Raw genomic sequence first — 15771 nt, 5'->3', positions numbered from 1 at the left:
GCGAGACCGCCCCGCGGTCACACCCGGGGCCCACCGACCACGCAACGAAAGGGACTTGTGAAGGTCTTCGTCCAGGTGCCGTGCCTCAACGAGGAGACGACGCTCCCGTCGGTCCTCGAGAGCATCCCGAAATCCATCCCCGGGGTCGACGAACTCCACATCCTCGTCATCGACGACGGATCCACCGACCGGACCGTCGAGGTCGCCAAGGCGCACGGGGTGACGCACTTCGTCCACCACGTGCGCAACCAGGGCCTCGCCCGATCGTTCCGCGACGGCGTGCACTACGCCCTGAGCCACGGTGCCGACATCGTCGTCAACACCGACGGCGACAACCAGTACCCGCAGTCGCGCATCCCCGACCTCCTGCGTCCGCTGCTCGACGGTGAGGCCGACATCGCCATCGGCGACCGGCAGACCCACCTCATCGAGCACTTCTCGCCGTTCAAGAAGCGCCTGCAGCGCCTCGGCAGCCAGGTGGTCAACCTCGCCGCCGAGACCAAGCTCCCCGACGCCGCGAGCGGCTTCCGCGCCTACAGCCGCGACGCCCTCATCAAGCTCAACGTCGTCACGCAGTTCAGCTACTGCATGGAGACGATCATCCAGGCCGGCAACAAGCGCATGCGGATCGCCAGCGTGCCCGTCACGACGAACGCGAAGACGCGGGAGTCGCGGCTCTTCGGGTCGCTGGGGGAGCACGTCGCCCAGTCGGCGAAGGCCATCATCCGCAGCTACTTCATGTTCAAGCCGCTGGCGTTCTTCGTCTGGCTGGGTGCGTTCTTCGGCGTCGTCGGTCTCATCCCGTTCGTGCGCTACGCCGTCCTCCTCGTCACGGACGCCCACGGGAACCACCTGCAGTCGCTGATCCTCGGCATCTTCCTCCTCATCGCGAGCGTCCTCTCGTTCGCGCTGGCGGTGATCGCGGATCTCCTGCGGACCAACCGGATCCTGCAGGAGGAGACGCTGGAGCGCCTCAAGGAGATCCAGTACGGCATCAACCGCGCCGACGTCCCAGAGAAAGAGAACCGATGACGGCACTCGTGGAGCGATTCGATCGCGTCTTCCCGCCCGACAGCCGGGTGGACGCACCGAACCGCCTCTACGCGACGCTGACGCGTCTGCCCGACCGGATCCTCCAGATCCTGGTCAGCGTCTTCGTGGCGGCCTACCTGATGGCCGAGCTCAGCCTCTACAAGCCCTACACGGTCCTCCCGCTCGCCGTCGTCTTCATCGTCCTGACGTGGCGACTCGTCCCGACCGACGTCGTCGCCAGCCGGCGGCACGCTCTCGCCGCGGCGGTGGCCGTCCTCGCCGCCCTCGCGTGGGTCGTCGTCCAGCTGCCGTTCGAGACGGAGTTCCTCATCGCCTCGCGCGACCCGGGCATCTACTCGAACCTCGCCGCGTCGCTGGCGCACACGGGATCGTCGACGATCGACGTCTCGCACGCGGTCCAGCAGATCCGCGGCATCCCGAACGCGACCGCCAACCTCGGCCCGTTCCAGTACCAGACCACCCTCACGGTGCAGCTCCAGGGCGGCAACGCTCTGCCCTCGATGCTCGGCCTCGGCTACTGGGTCGGCGGCATCAACGGTCTCACCGTCGTCAACTCCGTGCTCGGCGGTTTCGCCCTGGTCGGCGTCTTCTCGCTCGCCCGCCGGATCCTCGGCGCCCGCTGGGGCCTGTTCGCCGCCCTCATCCTCGGGCTCTCCATGCCGATGGTCTACTTCGCCCGCGCTCCGTACACGGAGGTGCTCAGCCTCGCCGTCTTCATCGCGGCCGTGACCTGGCTCTGGAGCGCCTTCGAGACAGGACGCCGCCGCGAGTTCGTCATGGCGGGCATCCTCGCCGGAGCCGCGTGCATGACCCGGATCGACGCCCTGCTCGGGGTCGCGGCCCTGGTGGCCGCCTTCGTCGCCGTCCTCATCGGCTTCGCCCGGCCGCGCGGCGACTTCGACCTCCGTCGCTCCTACCTCGCCTACGTCGTCCCCCTCGTCGTCCTCGGCATCGCCGGCGCGTACGACCAGCTCCACAACTTCCCGGCCTACGTGATCGCCCTCGGGTCGCAGTCCCGCGCGCTGTGGGCGCTGTGCATCGCCACGATCCTCCTCGGCTTCGTGGTGATCGGCGTGCGCACGCTCGTCGCCCGGCGATCGCGCAGCGCGGCCACCGCGGCCGTCACCGGCGGTCTCGGGCGCCCGCTGTCCGACCGGACCGCCCGCGTGGTCGCGATCGTCGTGGCCGTCCTGGTGCCGCTCACGTTCCTCTTCTGGGCGGTGCGACCCAAGTTCCTGGCGTTCCACTTCAATCCGCAGCCGAGCATCCAGAACTTCACCCGATCGCTCCAGGGCAACCTGGGCCTCCCCCTCGACGGGTCGCGGAGCTACGACGAGTACTCCCTCTACTGGTTCGTCTGGTACTTCGGCGCACCCTTCGTGCTGTTCGTCGTGATCGGTCTCGCCGGGCTGTTCTACACCGCGCTGACCAAGCGGCGTCCGGGCGTCCTCGTGTTCTTCGTCCTGACCATGGGCGTCGCGCTCCTGTACCTGAACAAGATCAGCATCGCCCCCGACCAGATGTGGGCCTTCCGCCGGGTGCTCCCGATCGTGGCGCCGGGGTTCCTGATCGCCGCCGTCGCCGTGTTCCGCTGGCTCGCGTCGCGACCGCACCGGGTCGCGGTGGGCGTCGCGGGCGCCGGTGCGGCCCTGCTCCTGGCCGGAACCGTCGGGGCCTGGACGCCGCGGCTCTTCATCACGACGGAGTACTCCAACCAGGCCACCGAGCTCCGCAGCATCTGCGCGAAGATCGGCGACTCGGGCACGGTCGTCCTCGCCGGACGCGGGCCCGACTCCTACGCCCTCTCGCTCAAGACGTTCTGCAACGTCGACGTCGTCTCCGTGTACACCGACGCGTCCGTGTCCGACGACCAGCAGACGGCCGCCGACAAGCGCGACGCCGCCCAGAAGTCGCTCGCGAGCATCCAGGAGCGGATCGGCGGCAGGATCCCCGTCCTCGTGTTCGACGAGTCGTACGTGAACTGGCAGGGGACACCCCCGCCGTACCTCAACTCCACGATCATCGACGTCTGGCAGCGCTCGCTCCTCAGCGCGCCGAACACGTTCAACGTCGCGACGCGGACGAGCTGGATGGGCACCCTGACCACCGACGGACTCGTGAAGGGCGACTGATGCCGAAGCAGAAGAACGACCTCCGGCTGATGTGGTGGCTCTACGCCGACACGCCGGTGACGACACCGAACGGCGACTCGCCGGTCGAGCGCCTCCAGGAGAGCCTGAGCTGGCGTGTCACCGCTCCGCTCCGTCGGGCGAAGTACGTCCAGAAGGTGGTCTCCGCGCACTACCGCGGCAGCGACCCCGACGCCGGTCGGCCCGCCGTCGACCCCGACGACGACCGCTCCGCGGAACTCGCCGGTCTGACGCGGCAGGGCACCCTCCGGCAGCGGCTCCTCGCCGTGACGCCCCACCTGACGGGGAGCCCGGCCACGGCCGCTCTCGAGAGCGGTCCGGTGAGCGTCCTGCTCGAGACCGTGCTCGAGAGCGTCGACCCGTCCTCGCTGCGCCAGACGTGGCTCCTGCTGACCGCCGTCGCCGCCGCCATGCCCGACAACGACGCGCTCCGGGCGTTCAGCCGCGAGCTGACGCTCACGGAGCCCGACGGCAGGATGCAGGTGGTCCTCGACCACGCCGGCCCGATGCTCGCGAAGTTCAGCGGGCACTTCCGCACGGTCTCGGTCGTCACCGACCGCCCCGTCGTCGACGTCGACTTCTCGGCCAGGCACGGGTTCACCTCCGGCGTGCAGCGCGTCGTCCGCGAGACGTTCCGGCGCTGGTCGCGCGAGGGCGACTTCGAGCTCGTCGCCTGGACCCAGGACGCCAGCACCATGCGCGGCGTCTCTTCCAAGGAGCTCTCCCGCGTCGTCGAGTGGACCCCCGACCGGCGCGACGAGCGCCCCACCTTCTTCGCCGACGGTGCGGCGCGCCTCGTCATCCCGTGGGAGACCACCGTCCTCCTGCCCGAGGTCACCCCGGAGCGCAACACGTCGCGCCTCGCCTGCCTCGTCGAGCACTCCGGCAACGGCACGGTCGCGATCGGCTACGACGCGATCCCGGTGCTCAACGGCGCCTACGTCAGCCGCGACGAGTCGATCCAGTTCGTGCACTACCTGAGCATCCTCAAGCACTGCGACGTCGTGGTCGCGATCAGCGCCTCGGCGGGCCGGGAGTTCGAGGGCTTCTCGCGCGCGCTCGTCGCGCAGGGGCTCCGAGGTCCGCGCGTCGACGTCGTCCCGCTGCCGACCGAGCCGCCCGTGACCGCGAAGCCGCTGCCCGTCCCGCACCCCGGCAAGCCCGTGGTGGTGTCCGTCGGCGCCCACGAACCGCGGAAGAACCAGATCGCGATCGCCTACGCCGCCGAACTCCTCTGGCGCCGCGGGGTCGACTTCTCGCTCGTGATCGTCGGCGGGCACGGACCCGCCTGGTACACCGACCTCGACGACAAGGTCAACGAGCTGGCCATCGCCGGGTACCCCGTCGCCGTCCTCGACGCCGTCACCGACACCGATCTCGCCACTGCGTACGCGCACGCGCGCTTCTCGGTCTTCACCTCGCTCCACGAGGGCTACGGCCTCCCGATCACGGAGTCGCTCGCGGCGGGCACGCCGGCCATCGTCAGCCAGTTCGGGAGCATGGCCGAGATCGCTCGTCACGGCGGCTGCGTGACGATCGACCCGACCGACATCGAGGAGATCGCCGGTGCCATGGAGCGCCTGCTGGGCGACGACGCCGAGATCGAGCGCCTCCGGGCCGAGATCGCGGCGCAGACGCCCACGACGTGGGTCGAGTACGCCCGCGACATCCGCCAGCGCGTCGAGGAGGTCCGACCGTCATGACCGACGCCAGAACCACGAACACCACCGACACCGAGGAGGCGACCCTCGCGGTCGTCGCCCGCCTGTCGACCCTGCTCCGCGCCTGGAGGCCCGGCGACGACGACTCGCCGCGCAGCGCCCCGCGCGCCGAGGTCGTCGACGCGATCGTCCGGGAGCTCGAGGCGACGCCGTCGTCGGCGCGTCTCTGGCAGGTCCTCGCGGCGGCCACCGCCCGGATCCCGTCGTCGGCCGACTTCCTGCGCTTCGAGCGTCGCGCCGTCATCAACGGTCTCCGGGAGACCCTCGAGGAGGCCGTCGACTCCGACGCCGCGCTCGAGTTCCCCGAGCGGAGCCTCGTCACGGTCGAGGGTCCCGCCGTCATCGAGGTGCACGACACCTCGCGCACGACGAAGATCACGGGCATCCAGCGGGTCGTCCGCGAGACGGTCCGGCGCTTCCACCGCGACCACGACGTCCTCTTCGTCGCCTGGACCGATGACGCCACCGCCCTCCGCCGCCTCAGCGACTGGGAGACGAACTCGCTCCTGGGGCTCCCCGGGCCCGTCGAGGGCGACGACCAGGAGGTGGCCACCGAGATCCTGCTGCCGCTGTCGTCGCCGTTCGTCGTCTCGGAGCTCGTCGCCGAGACGTGGCGCACCGTCCGCCTCGAGAGCATCGTCGCCCACGCCGGCCTCGAGGTCGACGTGATCGGCTACGACGCCGTCCCGATGACGTCGGGCGAGACGAGCCACGACGGCATCTCCGGCCAGTACCCGCTCTACCTGCAGTCGATCTCCCGCTCCACGCGCATCGGTGCCATCTCCTCCGCCGCGGCCGCCGAGTTCTCCGGTTGGCGCCACATGCTCGGGTCGACGGGGCTGTCGGGGCCCGACGTCCGGCACGTGGCTCTCGCGGCCGAGGTGGAGCCCTCGACGCCGGAGAGCCGCGACGAGGCGCGCCGGGCCCTCGGAGTCGATCCGTCGCGGCCGACCGTGCTCGTCGTGGGCAGCCACGAACCGCGCAAGAACCACCTCGCCGTCGTGCAGGCCGCCCGGTCGGCGTGGGCGCAGGGGCACGAGTTCACGCTGGCGTTCATCGGCGGTGCGAGCTGGTCCAGCGACCGCTTCCACGAGGCGATCGAGGCGCTCCAGGCGGAGAAGCGGCCGGTGACCCTCGTCAGCCGCGCGACCGACGAGCTCCTGGCCGCGGCCTACGACGTCGCCGACTTCACGCTGTTCCCTTCCCTCCACGAGGGGTTCGGGTTGCCCGTCGCGGAGTCCCTCGCCCTCGGGACGCCGGTGATCACCAGCGGCTACGGCAGTATGAAGGAGATCATCGACCTCGGCGGCGGAGGCCTCCTCGTCGACCCGCGCGACGACCGCTCGATCACCGACGCGCTGATCCGGCTCCTGACCGACCGCGCCCTGCTCGCCCGCCTGGGCGACGAGGCGCGTGCGCGGACCGTCCGGACCTGGGACGCCTACGCGGCCGACCTGTGGGAGTACTTCCACGCCCCGGTCGCCCCGCGACGCGAAGCGCAGCGCGAAGGCGCCTGACCCAGGGGCCTCAGCGCGGGTCGGGCAGGTCGCTCCGCGGCGCGTCGCCGTGGGGGAGTCGCACCCGCCACGATCTCTTGCGCGCCGAGATCGTCGCGATCGCGACGAAGAGCATGAGGTTGCTCTGGAAGAGCACGTAGCTCTCGGCCAGCGCGGTGACGCCGATGAGCAGCATCACGAGGGCGGGCCAGACGTACGCGACGATGGGGTGCTCGGACGCCGTCAGCCAGGCCCGCACGAACGCGAGGGTTCCCGCCGCGAGCAGGAGCACGAGTCCGATCAGGCCGATCTGGAACCAGGTGTCGAAGAACGCGCCCAGGCCGGAGAGCGCCGGCCGCCCGCCGGGGACGGTGAAGAGCGAGAACGGGAAGACGTCGGTCTGCCAGATGCCCGTGAAGCCCCAGCCGGCGATCGAGTGCAGCTGGATGAGGCTGCGGAGGGTGCCCCAGAGCGAGAGCCGGACCTCGAGGTCGCTCGTCGCCCCGATCGCCTCCAGGAGCCGCGCCCGCCCCGCGTAGGCGAGCACCCCGCCGATCACGACGAGGGTGACCAGGACCGCCTGGATGATGTTCTTCCGCTCCCGGGGCGCCCGCCGGAGGCCGCGCAGGGCGATCGCGCCCACGACCAGCACGAGGACGGCGAGGGACGACGTCGGGGAGCTGGCGAAGACGAGAGTGAGGAGCGCCAGCGAGGCCGACGCGATCGCGACGCCCTGCGTGATCGAGCGGGTGAACCACTCGACGGCGAAGGTGATCACGGCGAGGGCCGCCAGGAAGCCGAGGAGGTTGCGCGTCCCGCCGACGCCCTGGATCGGCCCGCCGACCGCGAGGTTGCCCTGGATGCCGAGGAACGGGATCGGCTGGTCGATGAGCAGCCCCGAGAAGACCTCGAGCGTCAACGACGCGGTGAGCAGGATGCGCAGCGCGTCGCCCGTCGCGCGCACCACCTGGACGAGGTCGCGGCCGAGAGCCAGGTACATCCCGAGCGCCGCGAACGCGAACGCGTAGAGCACGCCGCCGAGGGTGACCCAGGTGTACTCGCTCCAGAAGACGCTGGCGGTGAGGAAGGCGAACAGCGTGATCAGCGAGAGGGGCAGGATGCCGCGCCACTCGATCCGGTGCCGGGCGCCGAACAGCGAGAGAGCGGCCAGCACGACCAGCGTCGAGAGGATCGCCAGCTCGCCCGGCAGACCGACGAACGCGCGCACGGCGTTCACCCCGAGCGCGTAGACGAGGATCGCCACGGAGAGGGCCTGGCTGAACGTCCCGCCGGCGGAGAAGCCGATCCACGCGGAAAGGTACCGCCGCAGGGGATCGCGGGCTCCCCGGTCGATGGTCACCCTCCCATTGTGGCAGGGTGTCAGTCGTGCCTTCCACCGACGCAGCTCACCGCCACTCAGGCGCCGGCGCCCTCGTCATCGTGCCCACCTACGACGAGATCGAGAACCTCCCGCTCATCGCGGGTCGTCTCCTCCGAGCCGTGCCCGAGGCCCACCTGCTGGTGGTCGACGACGGCAGCCCGGACGGCACCGGCCGCCTGGCCGACGAGATGGCGCGCGACGACGCCCGCGTCCACGTGATGCACCGCACGGGAAAACTCGGGCTCGGATCGGCCTACGTGCAGGGCTTCGCCTGGGGTCTCGAGCGGGGCTACGAGATCCTCGTCGAGATGGACGCCGACGGGTCGCACCCGCCGGAGGCCCTTCCGCGCATGATCGCCCGCGTCGCGACCGGGACGGACTCGCCCAGCCTCGTGATCGGCTCGCGCTGGATCCCCGGCGGAACCGTCGTCAACTGGCCGACGAGCCGGAAGATCCTCAGCCGCGGCGGCAATCTCTACGCGCGCCTCGCCCTCGGGCTCCGGATCCGCGACGTCACCGCCGGGTTCCGGGTCTACGCCGCGGACACCGTCCGCGCCATGGATCTCGACGGCATCGACTCGAAGGGCTACTGCTTCCAGGTCGACATGACCCTGCGCGTCCTCGATGGCGGCGGCTACGTCGCGGAGATGCCGATCGAGTTCCGGGAGCGCGAGCTGGGCGAGTCGAAGATGAGCCAGGCCATCGTGGTCGAGGCCATGCGGCGCGTCACGCGGTGGGGTGCCGAGAGGCGCTGGGCCCGCCTTCGCGGTCGACGCTGAGGACGACCGGCTGGGGCGTGGTCCACCACCGGAAGTTGTCGGCGCGGGTCGCCAGGCACACCAGGGTGACGATCGCCCAGCCCCACTCCACGATGAGCCGCGACTCGGTGACCGCGTGGACGAGCATCGTCGCGACGAGGAGCAGGGGCAGGAGGTCGAGGGCCGTCCAGGGGGCGGGGGAGGCGGGCCCGAGCATCCTGCGGTCGGTCGCCCACCACCAGGAGCGGGCCGCCGTCGTGACCAGGAGGGCCACGAAGAGCGCGAGACCGACGAAGCCGAGCTGGAACCAGACGTCGAGGTAGGCGTCGTGGGCCTGCAGGTAGACCACGCCGTTGCGCTTCGCGAGGTCGGTGAAGGGCTTGTAGAAGGGCTGCCAGTAGCCGGTCCAACCCCAGCCGACGACAGGGCGCTGGACGGCCAGACGGTAGACGTCGTTCCAGATGGTGAATCGGCCGGTGAGGTCGCTGCTCTTCCCGAGGAGGCCGAGGATCGCCGAGCGCCCGACGACCGCGACGACCGCGGCGGCGCCCGCCACGGCGAGGGCGGCGACGCCCACGACCCACCGGTGCCGCAGCGGGATCCGTCGGGCGGCCAGGGCGAAGCCGAGGACGACCGCGGTCGTGACGAGGCAGATGAGGACGGTCGACGAGCGGGTGAGCGCGAGGGCGATCACGCCCGCGACGACGCCGAGCCACGCCTCGCGCTTCGTGATGACCCGGTCGGCCGCCTGGCACAGCGTGACGACGAGGGCGAGGAGCGCGAAGATCGCGAGGAGGTTGCTGTTGCCGGGGAGACCCTGGATCTGCCCCCCGGTGAGGAGGTTGTCGCGGCTCCAGTAGAAGGCGGCGGGAGGGCGGCCGGAGCAGTCCACGTAGACCGGGCAGAACGGCCGCCGGACGAAGACGGACACGACCAGCTCGAAGAGGAGCGACAGCACGACGACGATCCGCAGGGCCCTGCCGAGCGCCTTGACGATCGACGGCCAGGACAGGCTCGCGACCATGGCGAGCGGGGCCACCGTCGTCATCAGCTGGGTGACGATCCCGAGCGCGGTGCCCGCGGGGTAGGCCGACCAGGCGATCGACGCGGTCACGACGAGGAGGAAGAGGCCGAGCAGCACCGGGAGACGGCTCCAGGCGATCCGGTGGCGCACCAGGACGACGATCGAGGCGGCGACGAAGGCCACGCAGACCACGGCCCAGCCGGCCCAGTTGATCGAGTCGCGGAGGGGGTCGCCGCCGAAGAGCACCAGGAAGACGAGGGTGGCGAAGAGGGTCGACTCCGTCTCCGGCCGCGTCGTCGTGCTCACGCGCGAGACGAGGGAGCGGGCGACGGACATGCTGCCTAGGCTAGACGACCGGCGGCGCTCCCGAGCTCGGAGGAGGGCCCGGGGTGCGGTCAGTCCCGACCGGGGACCGGGAAGAGCAGGAAGCGGCCGTCCGACGAGGTGATGGCCGGAGCCACGGAACCCGTCGCCGCCCGGACGAGGGCTCGCCAGCCGGCGGGGTCGCTCGTGTAGCCGCGGCGGTCGACCTCGACGGCGCAGGCCCGCGTCGACCGGACCGCGCCGGCGAACGTCTCGGGCGTCGTGCTCCGCTGCCAGATCGTCCACCCCTTCGTGCCGAGGATCGAGCCGTAGCTCCACCTCAGGTGGCCGGGCACCGTGTAGAGGTAGGGGAGCGCCTCGTCGTAGTCCTTGAGCTGGCCGATGGTGCCGGAGTCGGGGAAGCTCTTCAGCGGGAGCTGCACGACGCCGCAGCCGTCCGGCAGGAGCGCGTCGGCGCGCGCGACGAACGACGAGACCACCGGATCCGCGGTGGGGTTCACGTCGACGGCGCGACGGACGCCCGCGACCTGGTCGACGAGGGCCACGGCCACGATCAGTGCGGCGACGACGAGGCGGAGCCCGCGTCGGGGCGTGGTGCGCTCGACGAGGATCGCGACGAAGGCAAGCCCGAAGAGGATGAGGACGACGCTCAGGCGCGACCAGGCGCGGATCTCGGGGCCGATGGCGACGGCCACCACGACGCCGAGGCCCGACACGATGAAGAAGCAGAAGGTCCAGGCCGTGCCGACCACGAGCATCCGGACCCGGTCGTCGTCGACGACGCGGCCGAACCAGGTCGACCGGAGTGCCGGCGACGACCCGGCCACCACCAGGGCGACGAGGGCCACCGCGAGCAGGATCAGGCCGACGGACGCGACGAGGGGCGTCCCCGGGGACTCCGTCGTGGGGACGATCGGGCTCAGGTCGGCGTACTTGACGCCGGCGCGGTCCAGGAGCGGAATGCGGGACCCGCTCCAGGGGAGAAGGAGGCTGAGGAGCTTGCCCGCGTAGAGCTCGGACTCGACGGGTTCGCGCGACGCGAAGTACGGGGCGAAGCGCTCGCCGAAGCCGCTGTTGAGCACCACGAGCTGGATCAGGACGAAGACCCCGAGCGGGCCCAGAGCCCAGGTCGGCGCCGCGAGGGCTCGCAGGCCGTCTTTCCGGAGCAGCGTGCGGAGAGCGGTGACGAGCCAGACGCCGGCCACCACGATGACGCCGAAGACGAAGTAGTAGCCGCCGGTCGTGGCGACGGCGAGGCCGAGCAGGACGGGAGGGCCGAAGCGGCGGAGACGCCGTGCCCGGAGGGTCGGGCCGCGCTCCGCCCAGGCGCGGAACGGGTCGGTCTCGTCGCCGGCGGCCACCAGGGCGAGGATCCCCACGAGCGGGATGGCCCAGTAGTTGGAGATGAAGGCGTGACCGTACCCGATCCGGATGAAGTGGTAGGGGGCGAGGCTGTAGAGCGCACCGAAGATCACGGCGAGCCACGGGCGGACGCGGAGCGCGCGGAAGAAGGCGTAGCCGGTCGCGCCGACCCCGGCGAAGGTCATCAGCACGAAGAGGTTGAGCAGCGTGAACCCGCTCGGCACGGCGAACGACAGCAGCCTCATGACGATCGCCGACGACACGTCGACCTGTCCGGAGAAGAAGACGTTCAGACCGTGCGGGAACCCGAGATCCGGGTTGTCCGCGAACGAGAACCGCTGCGTCGCGCTCGTGAACAGCAGGTAGTGCAGGACGCCGTCGTCGGTGCCGGTCTGCCAGCGCTCGCGGAGGGCGGTCGGTGTCAGCCCGAGCGCGAGGGCGGCCACGACGGTCGACAGGAGCCCCGTCGTGACGGCCAGCAGGATGCCTCGCGCCGCCCGGGGAACTCGACCCCAGGCGCGTCGGGCGAGGGGGAGCGGGGCGACCATGAGGATCCCACAGTAGCGGGGGCGCGGAGCGGATCCGGGGAGGCGCGGAGCACGGCTCGGCCTCGTCGTTGCTAGTTTGGGCACGTGTTCCTCGCCATCACCAACATCCCCCGCGACTACGCCTGGGGTTCCCCGTCGGCCATCGCCGAGCTCCTCGGCCGCCAGCCGTCCGGGCGCCCCGAGTCCGAGCTCTGGCTCGGCGCGCATCCGGGGTCCCCGAGCGTCGTCGTCAATCCCGCCGTCGTCGACGGGGCGGACACGCTCGCGGACTGGATCGCCTCCGAACCCGACCGTGCCCTCGGGCAGGGCCGACGCCACCTGCCGTTCCTGATGAAGGTGCTGGCGGCCGACTCCCCGCTCTCGATCCAGGCGCACCCGACCCCCGAGCAGGCGCGCGAGGGCTTCGAGCGGGAGAACCGGGCCGGCGTGCCGCTCCAGGCGAGCAACCGCAACTACAAGGATCCGTTCCCGAAGCCCGAGATCATCTACGCGCTGAGCGAGACCTTCGACGCCCTCTGCGGGTTCCGGCCGCTCGACGAGGCGCTCGCCGACGTCGACACCCTGGACGCCGGCTCCGGCCGCCTCGAGGCGTTGCGCGAGCACCTCCGGGACTCCCTCGAGGCGACCGTGGCGTGGCTCTTCGACGGCGGCGACGGCGCCGAGTCCGCCATCGCCGCGGTGAGCCGAGCCGCCACGGAGCGCGTCTCGACCGGTGCCTCGCCGTCCGTCGCGACGGTGGCCGAGCTGGCGGAGCTCTACCCGGGTGATCCGGGCGTCGTGATCGCCCTCCTGCTCAACCGCGTCAGCCTCGAGCGGGGCGAGGCCCTGTTCCTCCCCGCCGGGAACATCCACGCCTACCTCGGCGGCCTCGGTATCGAGCTGATGGCGCCGAGCGACAACGTCCTCCGCGGTGGTCTGACGCCGAAGCACGTCGACGTCCCCGAACTCCTCCGCGTGCTCGACTTCGACCCGCTGCCCCTGCCCTACCTGCGCCCGACCGAGGCCGGCCCCGGGGTCTCCCGCTTCGATCCCGAGGGCGTCGGGTTCGCCCTGCTCCACGTGGTCCCGGGCGAGACCGGCGCCGTGGTGTCGCTCGGCGGTCCGTCGATCGTCCTCGTCACCGAGGGCGAGCTCCACCTCAAGGGCCAGGACGGCAACATCCGCCTCACCCGCGGCGAGTCGGTCTACGTCACGCCCGACGAGTGGCGCCTGGCCGTGACGGGCGACGGGGAGGCGTTCGTCGCGACGAGCGCCTAGCCGTCAGGCGCGCTGCCGCTCCCCGAAGGCGCGGCGGTAGGCCGTCGGCGTCGTCTGGAGCACCCGGGCGAAATGATGCCGCAGCACGGCCGCCGACCCGAAGCCGGTGGCGTCGGCGATGGCCTCGAGCGTGTCGTCGGTCTCCTCCAGCAGGTGCTGGGCGCGCAGGAGCCGCTGGCGGTTCAGCCACGCGCCCGGCGTCGTGCCCACCTCCGCCCGGAACCGTCGCGCGAAGGTCCGCGGCGACATGAGCGCCTTCCGCGCGAGCTCGTCCACCGTCACCTCGCGGTCGAGGTTCGCGAGCATCCAGTCCGTGACCCGGGCGAGCGAGTCGGGGGTGCGCTCCGGGATCGGCACGGCGATGAACTGCGCCTGGCCGCCGTCGCGCTGGGCCGGCACGACCATCCGCCGCGCGACCGCGTTCGCCGCTCCGGCGCCGAGCTCCCGACGGACGAGGTGGAGGCAGGCGTCGATGCCCGCCGCCGTCCCCGCGCTCGTCACGATCGAGCCCTCGTCGACGTAGAGCACCTCGGGATCGACCGTCACGGCGGGGTGGAGGCGCCGCAGCTCGTCGGCGTGCATCCAGTGCGTGGCCGCGCGCCGACCGTCGAGGAGTCCCGTCGCCGCGAGCACGAACGCGCCGCTGCAGATGCTGAGGATCGTCGTGCCGCGCGCGTGGGCCCGCAGGAGGAAGTCGACGTAGACGGGATCGACCGGCCCGCTCCCGTGGGCCGGCACTACCACGAGGTCGACGTCGGCGGCCCGGTCGAGCCCGTCGGCCACCTGCAGCGTGAAACCGAGGCTCGTCGACACCGTGCCCGGCCGGGCCGTGACGACGCGGAAGTCGAAGACGGGGCCGCCCGTGTCGCTCCGGTCGATGCCGAAGACCTCGCAGGCCACGCCGAACTCGAACGGGGCGAGTCCGTCCACGGCGAGGACGGCGACGGAACGGAGCATGGGGCGGCCTCTCGGAGCGGTGGCGTCTTCTCGGTGACCATCCGGATCCTGCCATGCCTCGCCGACTCTTCACAAGGGGTTCGTCGGCGCGCGGCACCGGCGGCGCCGTCACGGGGGGATCGCCACGATAGGTTTGCTCCATGGCTTGGTTGGTCACCGGCGGCGCCGGGTACATCGGTTCACACGTGGTTCGCGCACTGGCTGCGGAGGGGCTCGACCCGGTCGTCCTCGACGACCTCTCCAGCGGGCTCGAGGAGTTCGTCCCGGCCGAGGTTCCGTTCGTCCGGGGGTCGATCCTCGACGGCGAGGTGCTGGTCGACACGATCGATCGGCACGGCATCACGGGCGTCGTCCATGTCGCGGGCTACAAGTACGCCGGCGTGTCGGTGCAGCGGCCCCTGCACACCTACGAGCAGAACGTGACCGGCACCTCCCGGCTCCTGGCGGCGATGGCCGACCGCTCGGTCGATCGCATCGTGTTCTCGTCGAGCGCCGCGGTCTACGGCGTCCCCCCGACCGACACCGTCACGGAGTCGACGCCCAAGGCTCCCGAGTCGCCCTACGGCGAGTCGAAGCTGATCGGGGAGTGGCTCCTCCGCGACCAGGCCGTCGCCGTCGGGCTCCGGCACACGAGCCTGCGCTACTTCAACGTGGTCGGCTCCGGCGAGCAGAACCTCTACGACGCCAGCCCGCACAACCTCTTCCCGCTCGTCTTCCAGGCCCTGCTCGAGGGCCGGACCCCCTCGATCAACGGAGACGACTACGACACGCCGGACGGCACCTGCGTCCGCGACTACGTGCACGTCGCCGACCTGGCCGTCTCGCACGCGGCGGCGGCCAAGCGCCTCGACGCGGGCGAGACCCTCGAGAGTGCCTACAACCTCGGCTCCGGCGACGGCGTCTCCGTCCGCGAGATCATGACGGCCATGGCCGAGGCGACCGGGATCCCGTTCGAGCCCGTGGTCGCTCCCCGCCGTCCCGGCGACCCCGATCGCATCGTGGCGGAGGGCGCCCTGGCGGCACGCGACCTCGACTGGAAGATGCGCCACACCCTCCTCGAGATGGTCTCGAGCGCCTGGGAGGCGCGTCGCGCCGCAGCGTGACCACGTTCCGAGACCCCTCCGTCGGTCCTCCTCGCTGTACCCCGGCGCGACACGCCCGAACACCAAATCACCCTCAGTCGGGGGTCGAGGGTTTTATGATGCCCGACTTGACGTACCCCTAGTTACACCGGTGTAATTACGTGTATCGCGACCGCCGGGGAAGCGAGTGCACACGAGGGGAGATGCGCGATGGCCATCAACGACCAGGGCGATATCCAAGACCGCGGAGCTCTGCTCGAGGCAGCCGGGGGCGACGGTGTCCTCCGCCACCTGGGCGCGGGTGTCCCCGACGACTGGCACGTCGACCCCGTGCTCCTCGGGGTTCCGGGTGTCCGTCGTCAGACCGACGAGGACAACCAGCTGGCCTGGCAGGCCGACTCGCTCTGCGCGCAGACGGATCCCGAGGCGTTCTTCCCCGAGAAGGGCGGCTCGACCCGCGACGCGAAGAAGATCTGCGCCTCCTGCGACGTCCGGGCCCAGTGCCTCGAGTACGCCCTGCAGAACGACGAGCGATTCGGCATCTGGGGCGGTCTCTCCGAGCGCGAGCGCCGCAAGATCCGCCGTCGCGCCTGACCGCGCCTCGGGCGCTCGCCCTCCATTCCTATGAATCGGAACGGCGCGCCCGGTCGATGGCCGT

The 15771-nt window shown here is 71.4% G+C and carries 12 protein-coding genes; 8 read left to right on the top strand and 4 right to left on the bottom strand.

Going from position 1 to position 15771, the window contains the following annotated elements; all coding sequences use genetic code 11:
* Positions 1–57: 57 nt before the first annotated feature.
* The 4 genes from AS850_RS09975 to AS850_RS09960 are packed head-to-tail and all read left to right on the top strand — an operon-like array spanning position 58 to position 6441.
* Positions 58–1032 carry a glycosyltransferase family 2 protein gene (locus AS850_RS09975; RefSeq protein WP_119868977.1) on the top strand — a complete coding sequence of 325 codons (975 nt, stop codon included), beginning with the start codon at positions 58–60 and terminating at the stop codon, positions 1030–1032.
* Positions 1029–3185: an ArnT family glycosyltransferase gene (locus AS850_RS09970; protein ID WP_119868976.1), complete on the top strand. Its 2157-nt coding sequence runs from the start codon at positions 1029–1031 to the stop codon at positions 3183–3185. Before AS850_RS09975 ends, AS850_RS09970 begins: the two co-directional genes overlap by 4 nt.
* A complete protein-coding gene (locus AS850_RS09965; protein WP_119868975.1) occupies positions 3185–4906 on the top strand; it encodes a glycosyltransferase in 1722 nt (573 codons plus the stop codon). The genes AS850_RS09970 and AS850_RS09965 overlap by 1 nt, the downstream gene beginning before the upstream one ends.
* Positions 4903–6441, top strand: a complete 1539-nt coding sequence (locus AS850_RS09960) for a glycosyltransferase family 4 protein (RefSeq protein ID WP_119868974.1) — start codon at positions 4903–4905, stop codon at positions 6439–6441. The genes AS850_RS09965 and AS850_RS09960 overlap by 4 nt, the downstream gene beginning before the upstream one ends.
* A gap of 10 nt (positions 6442–6451) precedes the next feature.
* On the opposite strand, the gene AS850_RS09955 is transcribed toward AS850_RS09960, so the two are convergent.
* On the bottom strand, positions 6452–7780 hold the full coding sequence (locus tag AS850_RS09955; protein ID WP_119868973.1) for an exopolysaccharide production protein: 1329 nt from the start codon (positions 7778–7780) through the stop codon (positions 6452–6454).
* A 26-nt stretch (positions 7781–7806) separates the two neighbouring features.
* Here AS850_RS09955 and AS850_RS09950 point away from each other — a divergent pair, with 26 nt between their 5' ends.
* The gene (locus AS850_RS09950) at positions 7807–8580 is read left to right on the top strand and encodes a polyprenol monophosphomannose synthase (RefSeq protein WP_216819726.1); all 774 of its coding nucleotides are present in this window, start codon (positions 7807–7809) and stop codon (positions 8578–8580) included.
* On the opposite strand, the gene AS850_RS09945 is transcribed toward AS850_RS09950, so the two are convergent.
* Both AS850_RS09945 and AS850_RS09940 read right to left on the bottom strand, forming a co-directional pair.
* The gene (locus tag AS850_RS09945) at positions 8528–9919 is read right to left on the bottom strand and encodes an O-antigen ligase family protein (protein ID WP_119868971.1); all 1392 of its coding nucleotides are present in this window, start codon (positions 9917–9919) and stop codon (positions 8528–8530) included. The two genes, AS850_RS09950 and AS850_RS09945, sit on opposite strands and share 53 nt — an antisense overlap.
* Positions 9920–9978: 59 nt before the next feature.
* On the bottom strand, positions 9979–11817 hold the full coding sequence (locus tag AS850_RS09940) for a hypothetical protein (protein ID WP_119868970.1): 1839 nt from the start codon (positions 11815–11817) through the stop codon (positions 9979–9981).
* An 84-nt stretch (positions 11818–11901) separates the two neighbouring features.
* Here AS850_RS09940 and manA point away from each other — a divergent pair, with 84 nt between their 5' ends.
* Positions 11902–13074, top strand: a complete 1173-nt coding sequence (gene manA / locus AS850_RS09935; protein ID WP_119868969.1) for a mannose-6-phosphate isomerase, class I — start codon at positions 11902–11904, stop codon at positions 13072–13074.
* A 3-nt stretch (positions 13075–13077) separates the two neighbouring features.
* Here manA and AS850_RS09930 read toward each other — a convergent pair whose 3' ends face one another.
* On the bottom strand, positions 13078–14031 hold the full coding sequence (locus AS850_RS09930; protein WP_119868968.1) for a GlxA family transcriptional regulator: 954 nt from the start codon (positions 14029–14031) through the stop codon (positions 13078–13080).
* 140 nt (positions 14032–14171) lie between these two features.
* Here AS850_RS09930 and galE point away from each other — a divergent pair, with 140 nt between their 5' ends.
* Positions 14172–15134 carry a UDP-glucose 4-epimerase GalE gene (gene galE, locus AS850_RS09925; RefSeq protein ID WP_119868967.1) on the top strand — a complete coding sequence of 321 codons (963 nt, stop codon included), beginning with the start codon at positions 14172–14174 and terminating at the stop codon, positions 15132–15134.
* A 189-nt stretch (positions 15135–15323) separates the two neighbouring features.
* A complete protein-coding gene (locus AS850_RS16985) occupies positions 15324–15707 on the top strand; it encodes a WhiB family transcriptional regulator (RefSeq protein WP_119868966.1) in 384 nt (127 codons plus the stop codon).
* Positions 15708–15771: the final 64 nt, after the last annotated feature.

The organism is Frondihabitans sp. 762G35, from assembly GCF_002074055.1.
Lineage (GTDB): Bacteria > Actinomycetota > Actinomycetes > Actinomycetales > Microbacteriaceae > Frondihabitans.
Note: the sequence above shows the minus strand (reverse complement) of the source record. Positions and strands in the feature narration are given on the sequence as shown.